The sequence below is a fragment of the Halomonas sp. R57-5 genome, assembly GCF_900070345.1.
GTDB lineage: Bacteria > Pseudomonadota > Gammaproteobacteria > Pseudomonadales > Halomonadaceae > Vreelandella > Vreelandella ventosae_B.
In genome coordinates, this window is sequence record NZ_LN813019.1 from 89,779 (window position 1) to 105,415 (window position 15,637).

Annotated in this window: 14 protein-coding genes; 10 read left to right on the forward strand and 4 right to left on the reverse strand. The window is 55.5% G+C overall.

The features are described from left to right. Positions 1-6: 6 nt before the first annotated feature. Positions 7-975, reverse strand: coding sequence for a PDR/VanB family oxidoreductase (locus tag HALO_RS00440; protein WP_050712812.1), 969 nt, complete (start codon positions 973-975; stop codon positions 7-9). Further along, positions 972-2,039, reverse strand: coding sequence for an aromatic ring-hydroxylating dioxygenase subunit alpha (locus tag HALO_RS00445; protein WP_231896778.1), 1,068 nt, complete (start codon positions 2,037-2,039; stop codon positions 972-974). The genes HALO_RS00440 and HALO_RS00445 overlap by 4 nt, the downstream gene beginning before the upstream one ends. A 141-nt stretch (positions 2,040-2,180) precedes the next feature. On the opposite strand from HALO_RS00445, the gene HALO_RS00450 reads away from it, so the two are divergent. After that, on the forward strand, positions 2,181-2,858 hold the full coding sequence (locus tag HALO_RS00450) for a GntR family transcriptional regulator (RefSeq protein ID WP_050712814.1): 678 nt from the start codon (positions 2,181-2,183) through the stop codon (positions 2,856-2,858). 217 nt (positions 2,859-3,075) lie between these two features. After that, positions 3,076-4,269, forward strand: a complete 1,194-nt coding sequence (locus HALO_RS00455; RefSeq protein ID WP_050712815.1) for a DcaP family trimeric outer membrane transporter — start codon at positions 3,076-3,078, stop codon at positions 4,267-4,269. Positions 4,270-4,430: 161 nt separating this feature from the next. On the opposite strand, the gene HALO_RS00460 is transcribed toward HALO_RS00455, so the two are convergent. Next, positions 4,431-5,666, reverse strand: a complete 1,236-nt coding sequence (locus HALO_RS00460; protein ID WP_035582150.1) for a thiolase family protein — start codon at positions 5,664-5,666, stop codon at positions 4,431-4,433. 94 nt (positions 5,667-5,760) lie between these two features. After that, positions 5,761-7,572 (reverse strand): feruloyl-CoA synthase, encoded by a 1,812-nt coding sequence (locus HALO_RS00465; RefSeq protein WP_231896779.1) that lies wholly within the window; start codon positions 7,570-7,572, stop codon positions 5,761-5,763. A gap of 143 nt (positions 7,573-7,715) precedes the next feature. Between HALO_RS00465 and HALO_RS00470 the strand changes: the two genes are divergently transcribed. The 8 genes from HALO_RS00470 (at position 7,716) to HALO_RS00505 (ending at position 15,411) form a co-directional block, all read left to right on the forward strand. Continuing rightward, complete coding sequence (locus HALO_RS00470; protein ID WP_035582148.1) at positions 7,716-8,219, forward strand: MarR family winged helix-turn-helix transcriptional regulator; 504 nt, start codon at positions 7,716-7,718, stop codon at positions 8,217-8,219. Positions 8,220-8,372: 153 nt separating this feature from the next. Next, complete coding sequence (locus HALO_RS00475) at positions 8,373-8,984, forward strand: TRAP transporter small permease (RefSeq protein WP_092490792.1); 612 nt, start codon at positions 8,373-8,375, stop codon at positions 8,982-8,984. Continuing rightward, a complete protein-coding gene (locus HALO_RS00480) occupies positions 8,984-10,303 on the forward strand; it encodes a TRAP transporter large permease (protein WP_050712817.1) in 1,320 nt (439 codons plus the stop codon). The genes HALO_RS00475 and HALO_RS00480 overlap by 1 nt, the downstream gene beginning before the upstream one ends. A 15-nt stretch (positions 10,304-10,318) precedes the next feature. Then, on the forward strand, positions 10,319-10,795 hold the full coding sequence (locus HALO_RS00485) for a DUF3237 domain-containing protein (RefSeq protein ID WP_050712818.1): 477 nt from the start codon (positions 10,319-10,321) through the stop codon (positions 10,793-10,795). A gap of 66 nt (positions 10,796-10,861) precedes the next feature. Beyond that, entirely contained in the window at positions 10,862-11,929 is a 1,068-nt protein-coding gene (locus HALO_RS00490) for a TRAP transporter substrate-binding protein (protein ID WP_035582140.1), read from the forward strand. 54 nt (positions 11,930-11,983) lie between these two features. After that, positions 11,984-12,814, forward strand: coding sequence for a p-hydroxycinnamoyl CoA hydratase/lyase (locus tag HALO_RS00495; RefSeq protein ID WP_050712819.1), 831 nt, complete (start codon positions 11,984-11,986; stop codon positions 12,812-12,814). Positions 12,815-12,860: 46 nt separating this feature from the next. Further along, positions 12,861-14,309, forward strand: a complete 1,449-nt coding sequence (locus HALO_RS00500) for an aldehyde dehydrogenase (protein ID WP_172821646.1) — start codon at positions 12,861-12,863, stop codon at positions 14,307-14,309. Between the two features lie 55 nt (positions 14,310-14,364). Beyond that, on the forward strand, positions 14,365-15,411 hold the full coding sequence (locus tag HALO_RS00505; protein WP_050712820.1) for a TRAP transporter substrate-binding protein: 1,047 nt from the start codon (positions 14,365-14,367) through the stop codon (positions 15,409-15,411). Positions 15,412-15,637: the final 226 nt, after the last annotated feature.

The following is a 15,637-nucleotide window of genomic DNA, read 5'->3' on the forward strand; positions in this document are numbered from 1 at the left end:
GTTTATTTAAAGATCCAACACAAGGGTTTTGCTCTTGGCTCTGGAGCAGCAGGGCGTGAACTGGTCGTTGGCCGCGTGCTCATCGTCATCCAGGTATAAATCCCGATGGTCGGGTTCGCCTTCGAGCACACGGGTGAGGCAGGTGCCACAGACCCCCTGCTCGCAGGACACCATGATGTCGATGCCGTTTTCAGCCAGCACTTGGTAAACCGTTTTGTCGGCGGGCACGGTAAAGGCAGCGCCGCTGCTGGCGATACGCACCTCGAAACTGCCGTCGTCTTCGCTGGCTGTTTCCGCGCCTGCAAAGTACTCGGTGTGAAGTTGGTTGGCTGACCAGCCACACTGCTTGCCGGTGGAAAGGACGGCGTTAATAAATCCGCTAGGGCCGCAGACGTAGACCAGGGCGTCAGCCTCTGGCTCACTAAGCAATTCTTCCAGGTCGAGAGTTGGGGCCGCGGTGTCGTCGTCCAGGTAGAAGTGCGCTCTATCGGCAAAACTTGATGTCTTGATACGTTCGCGAAAGGCCATGCGCTCGGCGGAGCGCGCACAGTAGTGCAGCTCGAAGTCTGCCTCAGTGCGCGCTAAACGCTCTGCCATGCACAGCAATGGGGTTATACCMATCCCACCCGCCAGCAGATAAGTTCGTTTAGCTGGCTTGAGCGGGAAGTGATTTTTAGGGGCGCTAATGAGTAAGAGGTCACCCTCTTGAACCTCATCGTGCATGGCGATGGAGCCTCCTCTGGAGGCCTCATCACGCAAAACGCCGATCAAGTAGCGATCCCGCTCTTCAGAGTGGTTGCACAGCGAGTATTGCCGGATTACCCCCTCTTTCACCTGCACGTCAATGTGGGCGCCAGCGCTAAAGGGGGGCAGCGGTCGACCATGCGGGTCGGCAAGTTCAAAGGTGGCAATGCCAAGCGCCTCCTCATGGCGAGCTTTTACCTCGACAATAAGCGATAGAGAGGGGTGGCTCATGCCGTTGCCTCCTGGGGTTGCTCGGCCTGCTCCTCTTTTAAGATGCGATCAATAATGCGGCGCGCTTGTACGCCGCCGCCGTCGATATTGAGCTTCAACAGTTGGCGGTCGGGATAGCGAAGTAGGTTACGCTGCTGTGCCTCGAGCATCTCAAGGTCTTCTTCGAAGATCTTTCCCTGGCCCTCGCGGATCTTGTCGGTGAGCGCCTGGTCTTCTGGCTTGAAGTTGCGGGCCATTCCCCAGAAGTACCAGATAGAGGTGTCGCTCTCAGGAGKGATAAAGTCGACCACGATGCTGGACGCTCTCACATCCGCCGGTGCTTTAGCGCCGCCATTGCCCGCGTGGGCCACGCCGACTTCGATTAAGACATGGCTGGGRGGGGTAAAGCGGCAGATCTGCCAGCGGTCTACAGGGACGTCGTCGGCAAGCCCGTTCCCCCTAAGGGCGGCCTGCCAGAAAGGCGGTGCAGAGATATTCTCCATCTCGCGGCTGGTGATCACTTCGCTACCGTTAACCGCCGTTTCCGGTGCGGCTTCCTCTATTTCTGGCTGGCCAATGCTGGAGGCATGCACATAGGTCTCATGGGTAAGATCCATGAGGTTGTCGATCATCAGGCGATATTCACACTGAATATGGTAGAGGCCGCCGCCATAAGCCCAATCGGGGTTGTTGGCCCAGTGCAGCTCGGGAATCAGGTCGGCGTCAGCTTTATCGGGGTCTCCGGGCCAGATCCAGATAAAGCCGTGGCGTTCTTCAACGGGGTAGGCGCGATTGCTTGGAAAACCTCGAACCCGCTGGCCGGGCATGCTGTCGCATTTGCCGCTGCAGTTCATTTCAAGGCCGTGGTAGCCGCAAACCAGCTTGCCATCACGTACAAAGCCCAGGGAAAGTGGCGCGCCACGGTGGGGGCAGAAATCCTCCACGGCGGCCACGCGGTTTTCGTCACCACGGAAGAAAACTAGTTGCTTGTTGCAAATAGTTCGCCCGAGTGGCTTTTCGGTAAGCTCATCAGGGGTGCAGGCGACGTACCAAGTGTTCATTGGAAAGGGTGTTTGTTGAGTCACGGTTAACTCCTTTTTGGTTTAGTGTTGTAATTATGATTATTGGATCCAAAGTAAAGGCTAGGAAGGKTTTTGCAGTCAACCTATACTTTCGTAGAGCTCGTCAATGAATAGCAACACAGTGTTGATATGAGAGAAAAATAAATGAGTAACAACGATAAAAGTGTCGTCAGTAGGCTGCGTAAATTGATCAGTGAGGGTGCATACGCTCCAGGGGAGCGGCTTGGTGAAGTCGCGGTTGCGGAGCAGTTGAGTGTGTCGCGRACGCCGGTAAGGCTGGCTTTTCGCACTCTGGAGCAGGAGGGGTTGCTGCAGCAGGCGGGCAAACGCGGGTTTATGGTGCGTGAATTTACCCAAGCAGACGTGCACTGCGCGGTTGAGGTTCGTGGGGTGCTGGAGGGGCTGGCCGCTCGGCATCTGGCGGAGCAAGGGCTGCCGTTTAGTGTCGATAAGGAATTGATGTTTTGGATCCAAAAAGGGAAAAAGCTAATCGCCAAAGGATATCTTGTAGAGTCCGATATCAATCAATGGAGTGAGCTTAATGCTCATTTCCACGGCATTATTATTCATTCTATCGGTAGCGGTGTCGTGGCGGATGCTATTGCAAGAAATAATCACCTGCCCTTCGCTKCCGCCGACTCAATCATTATTGATAGCGATGATTTAGAGCGAGAGTTTAAAAAGCTGCAGATAGCACAGTTTCATCATGAGCTTATATTTCAGTCACTTAAACGGGGAGAGGGGGCGAGGGCAGAAATGCTGATGCGCGAGCATGCTCTGATCGGGCTGCGATACCCTGAGCTCCTGGCCGATTCGGAATAAAAATACCTGATAATTTAGTTATATTGTGTAATTAAACCAAAGTATTAACTTAATAAAATTGTTTATATTCAGTATCTTGTATTATTAGTGCGATGCATATCCTCCAATGTAATTGACAGATGGAGGTTTTTTTTGCAGCTTTAGTACGTAGTGCGGATCAGAGTTCGCATTGAGAACAATTACAACTAGCCACTACGACCAAAAGCAGAGACAAACAATGAAAATTAACCACTTTGTTGCATGCGCCCTTCTCGCTCCCTGTGCGCTTGCTGCCCAGGCCCATGCGTTTGATGTTGTAGAAGCCGGACAGCCTGTCGTGACCGGTGAGCCAAGCCGAGTCGGCCCACCCTGGAATCATCGCTCAACGATTAATATTCCAGGCACCAAAACCGATATCGCTTTTGGTGGGTACGTTAAGCTCGATGCGTTTTACGACTTCGACTACGACCTGGGCACATCAACGGATCCTTATGCCGTTATGAACCCAGGCAATCGAACCGATGGTCGAACCAGCTTTACGGCCTATGAGTCCCGCCTGAATTTCCGCACCCACACCGCCACTGACTATGGGCGTTTAACCACTTACTTCGAAGGGCATTTTGTGCCCGATGGTAAGTTCGGGCTGCGCCATGCGTATGGCGAACTGAACGGTTTTCTCGCTGGGCAAACGTGGTCAAATTTTATGAGCTTCGTGGGCGGCACACGCACCCTGGCACTAGGGGATCCTAAGGGCTACGCCTTCGAGCGGCAGGCTCAGTTGCGCTATACGCAGCCTGTTGGGGAAGGGAGTTTCTCGGTTGCATTGGAAAACCCCACTACGGTTATTGCCCGCAATGATGCTTCAGTGGCCGATGGGGAGAGTCAGCTTCCAGATTTGACGCTGCGCTACGAATATAAGCGTTTATTTGCGCTATCGGGGATAGCGCGTCAACTTTCGACCAATAACATCACCAATACCATTGATGACGAAGTCACTGGCTATGGGGTGCAGGCGCAGTTTAATTTGCCCTTTAATGCCTCCACCAGTTTGCGCGGCAGTGCCACCTTCGGTGAGGGTATCGGTAACTATATGGGTAACCCTGGCAACGTAGGTCACCGTAACGCACCTGACGTCTATGTGCAGGGTAACAGTCTTGAAGCTATTGAAACCCGGGCGTTTGGTCTCTCGCTGAATCMCTACTGGACGGATAGCTGGTTCAGCTCTGTGGGCGTTTCGCGTCTTGAGCAAGACCTACCCGCAGGCTATGGCGACCATTTCGAAACGCTCGACTATGGGTTTGCCAATGTGATTTGGGATGTTACCGAGCGCATGTCAGTCGGTCTTGAGTACCAGCATGCGGATATCGAACAGGTGAATGGGGTCTCCAATGATGCGAGTCGCCTCCAGGCGAGTGCCACCTTCCAGTTCTAGCGTTCTACGTTTTGCAGTGATGTGGATGTGTAAGTGATTTACCGCTGTTTCGATCACGTTTTAGGCTGGCGCTTTGCCAGCCTTTTTTGGGTCACGTATGGAAGAGAGTGCTTCCTCAGGCAGGCACAAAAGGGAGTAGATTAAAGACGTGAACGAGCGGTTTATTCGGCTGAGTGCTCAAGCAGAATGGCCATGCCTTGACCGCCGCCAATGCAAGCTGCTGCTATGCCATAGCGCAAGCCATCTCGCTTGAGTTGTCGGGCCAAGGACATTGCTAGCCGCAAACCCGTTGCGGCCAATGGGTGGCCAATGGCGATAGCTCCGCCATGAACGTTGAGCTTGGTTAGGTCGAGATCCAGCTCACGGGCGACTGCGAGCACCTGTGCACCCTGAGCCTCGTTGATTTCGAGGCGGTCGATATCATTGAGAGTGAGGCCGCTGCATTCTAGCAGTAGCCGAATGGCGGGGGCGGGCCCGATACCCATGATTTCGGGCGCTACGCCAACCACGGCCGTGGCGCAGAGGCGCGCCAGAGATGACTTGGCTGCGTGCGAACCTGCCATCACCAGCGCTGCTGCTGCGCCGTCGACAACGGCGGCGCTGTTACCTGCCGTTTGAAGGCCCCCATCGTATACCGGCGATAATTGACTCAACACCTGCCGAGGCGAAGGCCGAATATGGGTATCCTGGTCTACGCGGATGATTTTACGCGGTAGCTGAATGCGCCTATCGCTATAGCCGGCGAGGGAGAAGGTTTCGTTTCCAACCGCAATGATATCCGCAGAGAGGACACCTTGCGATTGGGCTTCGACCGCTAGGGAGAAGCTGCGCTCGGCGTAGGCATCTACCTGCTCGCGAGTGATGACGTAGCGCTGCGCTAAGGTTTCGGCGGTCTGAATCATCGATACATTGGGTGCCGGATCCATTAGCGCCTCCCATAGGAAGTCTTTGAAGGCCACCGGTGCGCCAAGCCTGAATCCGCCGCGATGCGTGTAGGCTGCAATCGGGTTGCGGGTCATGGATTCCGTGCCGACACACAGCACGCACCTGGCTTGTCCGAGCGCAATCTGTTCCGCGGCTTGTTTCAACAGTTCAAAGCCGGTGCCGCAGACGCGCTGCGCGTGCAGGGCAGGAACCTCCTGGGGGACGCCCGCATACAACCCAATATGACGAGGAAGTAAATAGGCATCGAAACTCGCTTGGGCCACGGATCCAGCGATCACTGAATCAACGTCTGTCGGTGCCACACCGCTCACGTTGAGCACTTCCTTGGCGACCTTGATGCCCAGGTCAGTGGGCGAGATCGCCCCCAGCGCACCGTTCAGGTCGGTGAACGGTGTGCGTACAGCGGCAACTAAATGGGTATCCTCAAATGCCGTGTAGTGCCCGCGTGTCATAGTTATTCTCCCAGAATAGCGTAGCGAGCGGCATAGGGCCGCCCATGCGCTCCAGTGGTAATGGCTGCTGTCTTGATGTTAAAAAGTCCCGCTATTAAGACGCTGAGTTAGTCGAGGGTAGGATGATGCGTGGATCGTGGGGTGGCTCAGCATAGAGACAAGCCACGAGATCCGAGTAGCGCTCGCGAACTAGGCGCTGATTCACCGAGCCCTTATCGGTCAGTTCGCCACGATCAACGGAAAGTGGTTGATCGAGCAGTAATAGGTGCTCTAAACGCATGGAGCTTGACTGGCCGCGGCAGTGGGTCGCCAGGCGTTGGGCGAACCACTGATGCAGGCTGGCGTCTGTGGCCAGAGCGTCAAGGGTGGGCTTCGCTTTGCCAAACTGATGTTCACAGGCAGGCAGGTTCAACACGACGATGCCCGTCAGGTAGTCGCGCCCTTCGCCGACTACCACGATGTCCTGTACCAGCGGGGCGAAGTGTTCCACAAGTTGCAGGCGCAGGGTGCCCACATTGACCCAGGTGCCGGTCACCAGCTTGAAGTTCTCGCTTAGTCGGCCATCAAAGATTAGCCCACGCTCGGGGTGGTCGGGGTCAATTAGGCGCATAGCATCCCCGGTGCGGTAGTAGCCTTCGTGGTCAAACGCCTCACTGGTTCGCTGTGTGTCGCGCCAGTAGCCTGGTGTGATATTGAGGCCCTTAAGGCGCGCCTCCCATTTATCGTCCGTCGCCACTAGCTTCAGCGTCATGCCTGGCACGGGCTTCCCGATCAGTCCCGGTGTATCGCTGGGTTCTTCGGTGCAAAATGCCAGGCATGCTTCGGTGGAGCCCAGGCCCGTTAACATGGGAACGGGGGTGCCGCGAGTCTGTTCGCCTAACGCTTCCAGAGCAGCGCGTACATGGGCGGGTAGCACGGCACCACCGAAGTGCAGCATTTCCAGATCGCGGAAAAAGGCCTCGCGCAGGGAGTCATCGTTGCGCAAATGCTCGACCAGCGCCTCGAACCCCTTGGGGACATTGCAGTAAAACGTGGGCGACACTTCGCGTAGGTTCTCGATGGTTCGCTGCACCCCTTGAGCGGTGGGGTTGCCATCATCAATATATAAAGCGCCCCCGTTGTGGATCGCCATCCCCAAAATGGTATTGCCACCGAAGGTGTGGTGCCAGGGTAGCCAGTCGACTAACACCGGGGTGTGCTGCTCTAGAAAGCTTAGCCGTTTCGCTAGCATGGCTTGATTGCTACACAGCATGCGGTGGGTATTGATCACTGCCTTGGGCAGCCCTGTCGACCCTGAGGTAAAGAGTAGTTTGGCGATAGTGTCAGGCGTTACGCGGGCGTGGGCACTCTCCACATCGGCAGTCGCTGGCGCCGCGGCGAGTGAATCAAAGGCCAGGGCTCGCTGCGCGGGTATCTTGGCTACACAGGTAACGCCATCATCGCAAACGGCCGTCAGTGCCCGGATAAAGCGCGCCTCCTCATCGACAAATAGCATCCCTGGGGTCACCAGTTCCACCACATGCTGCAGCTTAACGAAATCTTCCGACAGCAGGGCGTAAGAGGGCGACACCGGCACGTAAGGAATACCCACATGCATGGCGGCACAGGCAAGGAGAGCATGTTCGATGCTATTTCCCGACAGCACCATCAGCGGTCGCTCCGTCGACAGACCATGATCAATCAGTGCTTGTGCCAGGCGGATCACTTGTGGCATTGCTTCGCCGAAGGTTAGCGTTCGCCACCTGTGTCGGCCCTCTTCTCGCTCAGCTAAAAAGGGGCTCAGTGGTGTTTCGCTTGCCCAATGGGTTAGGCGCTGGGTCATGCTGCTGGGATAACTGGGAACATCGCCCCCGTGTAGCCGGTACTCATGGAAGGTGGTGTTAGTCAGCGGAGGGGGGAGTGACATGAATAGCTCCATAGCGAAAAATCTTGGATTTGTTGTGTGCTGTCATCTTGGCGAATATAGTTATAGTTGTTAACTAGATGATTGGCTAGGATGCTGATTTAAGACCATAGTTGTAATTATTTAAATGAGATAGGAATTAACGCATGGCCATATCTAAAAAGGGTACGTCTATTCAGCAAGTTGAGCCTGACGAAAAAGAGCCGACTTCTGTCGCCGGTCTGGTGCTTGAAAATCGCCTTGGTTACGCCTTGAGAAGGGCTCAGCTTGCTGTTTTTAAACATTTTAATGAGGCCATGCAGGAGCATGAGATACGCCCTGCCCAGTTCTCTTCGCTCGTGGTGATTGAAGGCTATCCTGGCATCACTCAAACCAATTTAGCCAAGGTGCTGGACATTGATCCGCCCAGAATCGTTAGCTTAATTAATAATCTAGAGGAAAGAGGGCTGGCTTTGCGGGTGCGCTGTAAGCGAGATAAGCGCTCCCACGGGATTTTTCTTAGCAAAAAAGGCGAAGCCTTAACCGAACAGCTAAAGGAGCTGGCTGAGCAGAGCGATATCAATGCAACTCAAGCACTTAGTGAGATTGAACGGCGTCAGCTGCTATCTCTGTTAGTGAAAATATACGCAGCGGACACCATCGAGGAATAAAACTTTAGGCGTATTTTTGTCGGCAACGCTTGCATGCTCTCTCAAAGACAATTACTTATATTAAGTAACTAGTTTGGTTGTGACGGTCTCGCGGTGTATAGCGCAAGGTAGGTTTCAGCCATACAGCGAACTCCAAAAACAAGAGACGAAACGATGAGCAGCTTAGCGACGGTACCGACAATCGGCACTGCATTGATGCGCCGTAGCCTTGAGATACCCTGTAGGGTTGCCGCGATAAGCGGCGGATTATTGATCACAGCACTCGCTATCATCACCGTCGTTAGCATTCTTGGCCGGTGGGTAGCCAGTGCACCAGKGTTAAGCGATACAACCATGCTGGCGTGGGTGGGCCCCATCACTGGCGATTATGAGCTGGTGGAAATGGGGACTGCCATTGCCGTTTTTCTGTTTTTACCTTACTGCCATCTTCGCGGTGGGCATGTCACGGTGGATTTACTGGTCATGCACGCGCCGGCCATGGTTCAACGCCTGCTCGCCGTTGTCGCCGAAACGCTCTTTTTGGTAGTCGCAGGGTTAATGACCTGGCGCCTCTATCACGGCTTGCTCGATAAACGACGCTATATGGAAACCAGCATGCTGCTGGATATACCGCTCTGGTGGGGGTATGTCGGCGGCCTGGTGGGTTTCGCGCTGTTGACGCTTGTCTGCTTGTATCGCACCTGCGATGCGTTTACTTACAACCCGCAACAGCCCGATTCGACTCAAGCTCAAGTTAAAGAAAATTCCGCCCAAGGAGACCTGTGATGACACCTCTCACTTTGGGCGCTAGCGGCTTTGTGGTGCTGCTGTTCATGATGGCGACGCGTATTCCTATCGGCCTGGCCATGCTGGTGGTGGGTGCCGTAGGGATGATGCTGATCACCGGCCCGATGGGCATTTTAAATGGCTTAAAGTCACTTCCTTACGAGCACTTTTCCAGCCATACGCTATCCATCATTCCGCTGTTCCTGCTTATGGGGCAGTTCGCGGCGAGAGCGGGGCTCTCCCGAGCCATGTTCCAGGCGGCCAACGATTGGCTGGGCCACCGTCGTGGTGGGCTGGCGATGTCCACGATTGGCGCCTGTGGTGCGTTTGGGGCCATTTGTGGTTCTTCGCTGGCGACCGCCGCGACCATGACCCAGGTAGCGCTGCCCGAGATGGAACGCCAGGGCTACCGCGGCAGCCTGGCGACCGGTGCCTTGGCAGCTGGCGGCACCCTGGGTATTTTGATTCCCCCCTCTGTGGTGCTGGTTATCTACGCCATCCTGGCCGAACAGAACATTAACGAAATGTTTGCCGCCGCCCTGGTGCCGGGGTTGTTAGCGGTGTTCAGTTATATGCTGGCCATCTCGCTTTACGTGCGATTTTTTCCTGACAGTGCGCCGAGTAAGGCAAAAGCATCTCGCGGTGAGCGCTGGCGTTCGCTGCTGGAGGTGTGGCCAGGAGCGGCGATCTTTATCGTGGTGATTGGGGGCATCTATACCGGCATCTTTACGCCTACCGAAGCCGCCGCCGTCGGTGCGGCCTCCACCGGTGCCCTGGCAATAACGCGAGGCGGGCTGCGTTGGAACGGCCTGCGGGACTGCGTCCTTGAAACCGCTGTGACCTCGGCGATGATCTTCTTCATCGTGCTCGGCGCTAGTGTTTTCAATAGCTTCCTTGCTCTGACTCAGCTACCCCAGATTACCGCTGGTTGGATTGTGGGGCTTGAGATCAGTCCCTGGGTGGTTCTGGCGGGCATTCTGTTCTGTTATTTGGTGCTTGGCTGCTTTATGGACAGCCTCTCGATGATCCTGCTTACCGTGCCTATCTTTCTGCCCATCGTCACCGGGATGGACTTCGGCATGCCCGCCACCGATGTGGCGATATGGTTCGGCATCTTAGCGCTGGTGGTCGYCGAGGTCGGCATGATCACGCCGCCGGTAGGGCTGAACATTTTCATTATCCACTCCATGGCTCCCCGCATTCCCTTAACGGAAACCTTTAAAGGCATTCTGCCTTTTTTAGCGGCCGATCTTATTCGCATTATTTTGCTGGTGCTCTTCCCCGCCATCTCGCTTGGCTTCGTTTACTTAATCAATTGACCAAGGGAGTTGGACATGTCCCAAGACGCGACTCAACGAATGCCGACAGCAGCTTTTATCGCGCGCTTAACGGTTGACGTCGATGCCCCGCTGGAGCTGGGTGAAAACGCTCAAGGCAAGCGTCGCTTCATTGCCATCACCGGCGGCCAAGTGTGTGGTGAACGGTTGAAGGGCGTGGTACTGCCTGGCGGTGGCGATTGGCAGACCCTGCGTACCGATGGGGTGGCCGAACTGCATGCCCGCTACTTTCTAGAAACCGATAGTGGCGAGCGCATCGAAGTGGAGAACACCGGATTTCGGCATGGTTCGGCTGAGGTTATGCAGCGCCTTCAGCGCGGGGAGCCCGTTGCTCCTAATGAGTATTACTTTCACACCACGCCGCGCTTTTATACCTCCAGCCCGGACTACGCCTGGCTAACACGCACGATCTTTATCGGCGCTGCCGAGCGTACCCGTGAGAACGTTTTGATTGATTTATTCGCGGKGAATTAAGGCTCCGTGCTCAGTCGTTTAGCCATTGGCCACAGCAAACATAACAAACACAACGAGGTACTTTTTATGACACAGCAAGCAACCCCAAAGCTACGCCAGCGTTTACTCGCCCTTGCCATCTCCATACCTCTTGTCTTGGGCGTTGGGCAGGCCAGCGCCCAGGAGGCCGAGTATACGCTTAGGCTGCATCATTTCTTCCCATCTTCAGCGCCCGTTCACCAGGAGTATTTTATTCCCTGGAAAGAGGCCATTGAGGAGGAGTCCAACGGGCGCTTGGAGGTTGAGCTCTACCCCTCAATGCAGCTGGGCGGTACGCCCCCGTCGCTCTATGACCAAGCGAAAGATGGTCAGGTGGATATTATCTGGACGGTGCTGGGCTATAACGCTGGTCGCTTCCCTAGGGCAGAGGTCTTCGACTTGCCGTTTATACCCACCACCGGTGCGGCAACAAGCCAGGCCGCCCATGAGTATGCAATGACGTACATGCAGGATGAGTTAGCCGGTGTCTACCCCATCGCCGTCCATACCCATAGTCCTGGCGCACTGCACACCAAAGAGACACGTATTGAATCACTCGACGACATAGAGGGGCTCAAGATGCGTGGCCCTAGCCGGTTGGTGAATCGCTATCTAGCCAAGTTGGGTGCTGAGCCTATTGGTATGCCCGTTGCCCAGGCACTGGAGGCGTTATCACGGGGAGTGCTGGATGGAACGGTAATCCCTTTTGAAGCGATTACCGCCATGGGGTTAGCTGATATTACGACAGAACATACGGTCTTCAGCGGTGATCATGCGCTCTATACCACGATGATGATCGTCGCCATGAACCAGCGTAAATATGACGCGCTGCCCGCCGATCTACAAGCGATTATCGACGCTCACTCCGGCATCCAAGAGGCCCGCAAAATAGGTCAAATCATGGATGACGCTGACCAGGTGCAGATCCAGGCCATTCAGGATGGCGAACAGCCCGGCACGATTACCCAGCTGGATAGTGAAGAGACAGCCCGTTGGCAAGCCGTGGGTCAGGAAGTGGCTGATGAGTGGATCGCCGATGCCGAAGAGAAAGGGCTCGATGGTGAAGCGCTATATAACGACGCCCGACAGTTAATCGACAAGTTCACCGCCGAGTAGGCGTTTAAACATTAACGTTTGAATAAGCCGTTTGATAAACCCAAGGAGCAAGAGATGAGTAACTACCAAGATCGCTGGCAAACCGTAAAAGTTAACGTCGAAGAGGGCGTTGCCTGGGTGACGTTGAATCGCCCTGAAAAGCGCAACGCCATGAGCCCAACGCTTAACCGTGAAATGATCGATGTGCTGGAGACTATTGAGCTGGATCAAGAGGCTCATGTACTAGTGTTGACCGGCGAAGGCGAATCCTTTTCGGCCGGTATGGATCTCAAAGAGTACTTCCGCGAGATCGATGCCAGCCCCGAGATTGTGCAGGTCAAGGTGCGCCGCGACGCCTCTACCTGGCAGTGGAAGCTACTGCGCCACTACGCCAAGCCCACCATCGCCATGGTCAATGGCTGGTGCTTTGGCGGGGCTTTCTCGCCSCTGGTGGCCTGTGATTTGGCGATTGCCGCCGATGAGTCGGTTTTCGGTCTCTCCGAAATCAACTGGGGTATCCCTCCCGGCAACCTGGTGAGTAAAGCCATGGCCGATACCGTGGGCCACCGGGAAGCGCTCTACTACATCATGACCGGGGAAACATTTACCGGCCCCCAGGCAGCCAAAATGGGGCTGGTTAATAAAAGTGTACCGCTGACCGAGCTACGCGAAGCCACCCGCGAGTTGGCCGCTACGCTGCGTGACAAGAACCCCGTTGTGCTGCGTGCTGCCAAGATCGGCTTCAAAATGTGCCGCGMACTGACCTGGGAGCAGAACGAAGAGTACCTCTACGCCAAGCTCGATCAGGCGCAGCAGCTTGATCCTGAGCAGGGTCGCGCCCAAGGGCTTAAACAGTTCCTCGATGAAAAGAGCATCAAGCCGGGGKTGGAGAGCTACCAGCGGTAAGGGCTTTATACCAATATTCGACCMCCCTTTTGAGGAGAGTCAGATCATGGATCTTAATCTTTTAATTGGTAGTGAGCAGTGTGCTGCTCACCAAGGCGCGACCTTTACTCGAACTAACCCTCTCACCGGTGATGTTGTCACCCAGGCCGCGGCGGCATCCGCTGGCGATGCGGTTCGGGCGGTTGAGGCGGCTGCACAGGCATTCCCTGCCTGGTCAGCGACGGGCCCCGGCGAAAAGCGCGCCAAGCTGCTCAAGGCGGCAGAGATTATGGAGGCGCGGCAAGCCGACTTTATCGAACGCATGGTAGATGAAACCGGCGCTACGCCAGGCTGGGCAGGCTTTAACGTCATGGTCGCTGCCAGCATTCTGCGCGAGGCGGCGTCGTTGACTACGCAGGTAGGCGGCGAAGTAATTCCCTCTAACGTGCCCGGCAGTTTAGCGATGGGKGTGCGGGTTCCCTGCGGCGTGGTGGTGGGGATAGCTCCCTGGAACGCGCCGATTATTCTGGGCACGCGTGCCATTGCGACGCCGCTGGCGTGTGGTAATACGGTGATTCTTAAGGCCTCTGAACAGTGTCCCGCGACGCATCACCTGATTGGGGAGGTACTGATTGAGGCGGGCCTGGGCGATGGCATCGTTAACGTGGTGACCAATGCGCCCCCGCAGGCCGCCGAGGTCGTCGAGGCCTTGATTGAGCACCAAGCCGTGCGCCGTATTAATTTCACTGGCTCGACTCCGGTGGGGCGCATTATTGCCGAAAAAGCGGCGCGCCATCTTAAGCCGGTTTTGCTGGAACTTGGCGGCAAGGCGCCGTTCGTGGTGCTTGAAGATGCCGACCTGGATGCTGCCGTAGAGGCCGCTGCCTTTGGCGCCTTCTTCAATCAGGGTCAGATCTGTATGTCCACCGAGCGACTGATTGTGGTGGATGCGGTCGCCGATGCCTTCGTCGAAAAACTGGCCCGCAAGGCGGAAACGCTGCGCGCGGGCGATCCACGTGGTGAAGGTAACGCGCTGGGTACGCTGATCAACCGCGAATCGGGCGAGAAGCTCAACACCCTGCTTGACGACGCTCAACAGCATGGCGCTCGCTTAGCCTGTGGCGGCAAGGCCGAAGGCGTCATTATGCAGCCTACCGTGGTGGATGGTGTTACTAAGGCGATGCGTTTGTATGGCGAAGAGTCGTTTGGCCCGGTAGTCGCGATGATGCGTGTTAAGGATGAAGAGGAAGCGCTGCGCGTGGCAAACGATAGCGAATATGGTCTTTCGGCCGCCGTCTTCAGCCGCGACACCGCCCGCGCAATGCAGTTTGCACAGCGCATTGAGTCGGGTATTTGCCACATTAACGCCCCCACTGTGCACGATGAGCCACAGATGCCCTTTGGCGGCGTTAAATCAAGCGGCTATGGACGCTTTGGCGGTAAGGCCGGGATTGAGGAATTCACCGACCTACGCTGGATGACCATGCAGCTTGGCCCGCGCCATTACCCTATTTAGATAAGCGCCTGACACTATTTCTTTTAATAAGGCTATAAGTAAGGAGGTTACTACAATGACAATAAAACCCMCACTCGCCAGCCTCACGTTGTTAACTGGCATGCTCCTCAGCAGTAGTGGCTACGCCCAGGACACGGTGACCCTGCGTTTGCACCATTTTGCTGCCCCGGCCACGCCTGTGCAGACCGAGTATTTGGAACCTTGGGCTAAGCGTATTGAAGAGCAGTCCGAGGGGGCTATCAAGGTGGAAATATTCCCTGCCATGCAACTAGGGGGCTCAGCACCATCGCTCTATGATCAAGCCAAGGACGGGGTGGTGGATATTGCCTGGACCTTGCTCAGCTATACGCCTAATCSCTTCCCGGAATCCGAGGCATTCGATCAACCCTTCCTGCCCACAACGGGGGAAGCCACCAGCATGGCAGCCCATGAGTTTGCGACAACGCATATGCAAGACGCCTTCGAGGGTGTTTACCCCATCGCCGTATTCGCGCATACGCCGGGTAAAATCCATACCCGAGACGTGGCGATTGAGAGTGCTGATGAGCTGGATGGGCTGGCTATTCGTGCCCCTTCGAAAACCATGAATCGATATCTGGGGCTTCTGGGGGCGCAAGCGGTGGGTATGCCGATGCCGCAAATTCCAGAAGCAATTTCGCGCGGGGTAATCGATGGCCTGACATTGCCCTTTGAAAGCGCTGCGGCTTTGGGCGTGCTGGATGTTGCCCAGAACCACACCTTTTTCGAGGGCGATCATGGTTTATATACGGCAATGATGGTGCTGGCCTTAAACCAAGCTAGTTACGATGCGCTTTCACCAGAGCTGAAACAGGTAATCGACGATAATGCGGGGCTTCAAGAGGCGCAACGAATCGGCCAGGTCATGGATCAAGCGGAAGTAGCCGCGATTGAAGCTATTGAAGCGACGGGTGAGGGTGAAATGTTCTACATCGCTCAAGATTCACTGGCACCCTGGCAGGCAGCAGCTGAGACGGCCACGGCTCAGTGGATTGACGACATGGGTAACCGAGGCTTTGATGGTCAACTGCTTTATGACGATGCGACTCGATTGGTAGAGAAGTATACCGAGCAGACAAAGTAATCGTATTTTTCACTCTGAAGCCGCCTGGGTGTATTTGAAGGCGGCTTTTTTCTGGGTGCTTCAGACGGTCGTTGATTGCCCTATTGGTCGCCGATTCGACCATAGTGGCGAGTGAATATTGGAAAAGTCCAATTTTTTAATGCCATTGTACCTTTTTGAGAATGCCTTCTAGCCTGCAATACTGGAGACTCTAAGCATGGGGTTAGAATGTCGCGTTGCTATGCTT

Excerpts from the sequence above, each read along its gene's own strand:
- HALO_RS00460 (WP_035582150.1), bottom strand. The coding sequence starts at position 5,666 with ATGACACGCGGGCACTACACGGCATTTGAGGATACCCATTTAGTTGCC.
- HALO_RS00465 (WP_231896779.1), bottom strand. The coding sequence starts at position 7,572 with ATGTCACTCCCCCCTCCGCTGACTAACACCACCTTCCATGAGTACCGG.
- HALO_RS00470 (WP_035582148.1), top strand. The coding sequence starts at position 7,716 with ATGGCCATATCTAAAAAGGGTACGTCTATTCAGCAAGTTGAGCCTGAC.
- HALO_RS00490 (WP_035582140.1), top strand. The coding sequence starts at position 10,862 with ATGACACAGCAAGCAACCCCAAAGCTACGCCAGCGTTTACTCGCCCTT.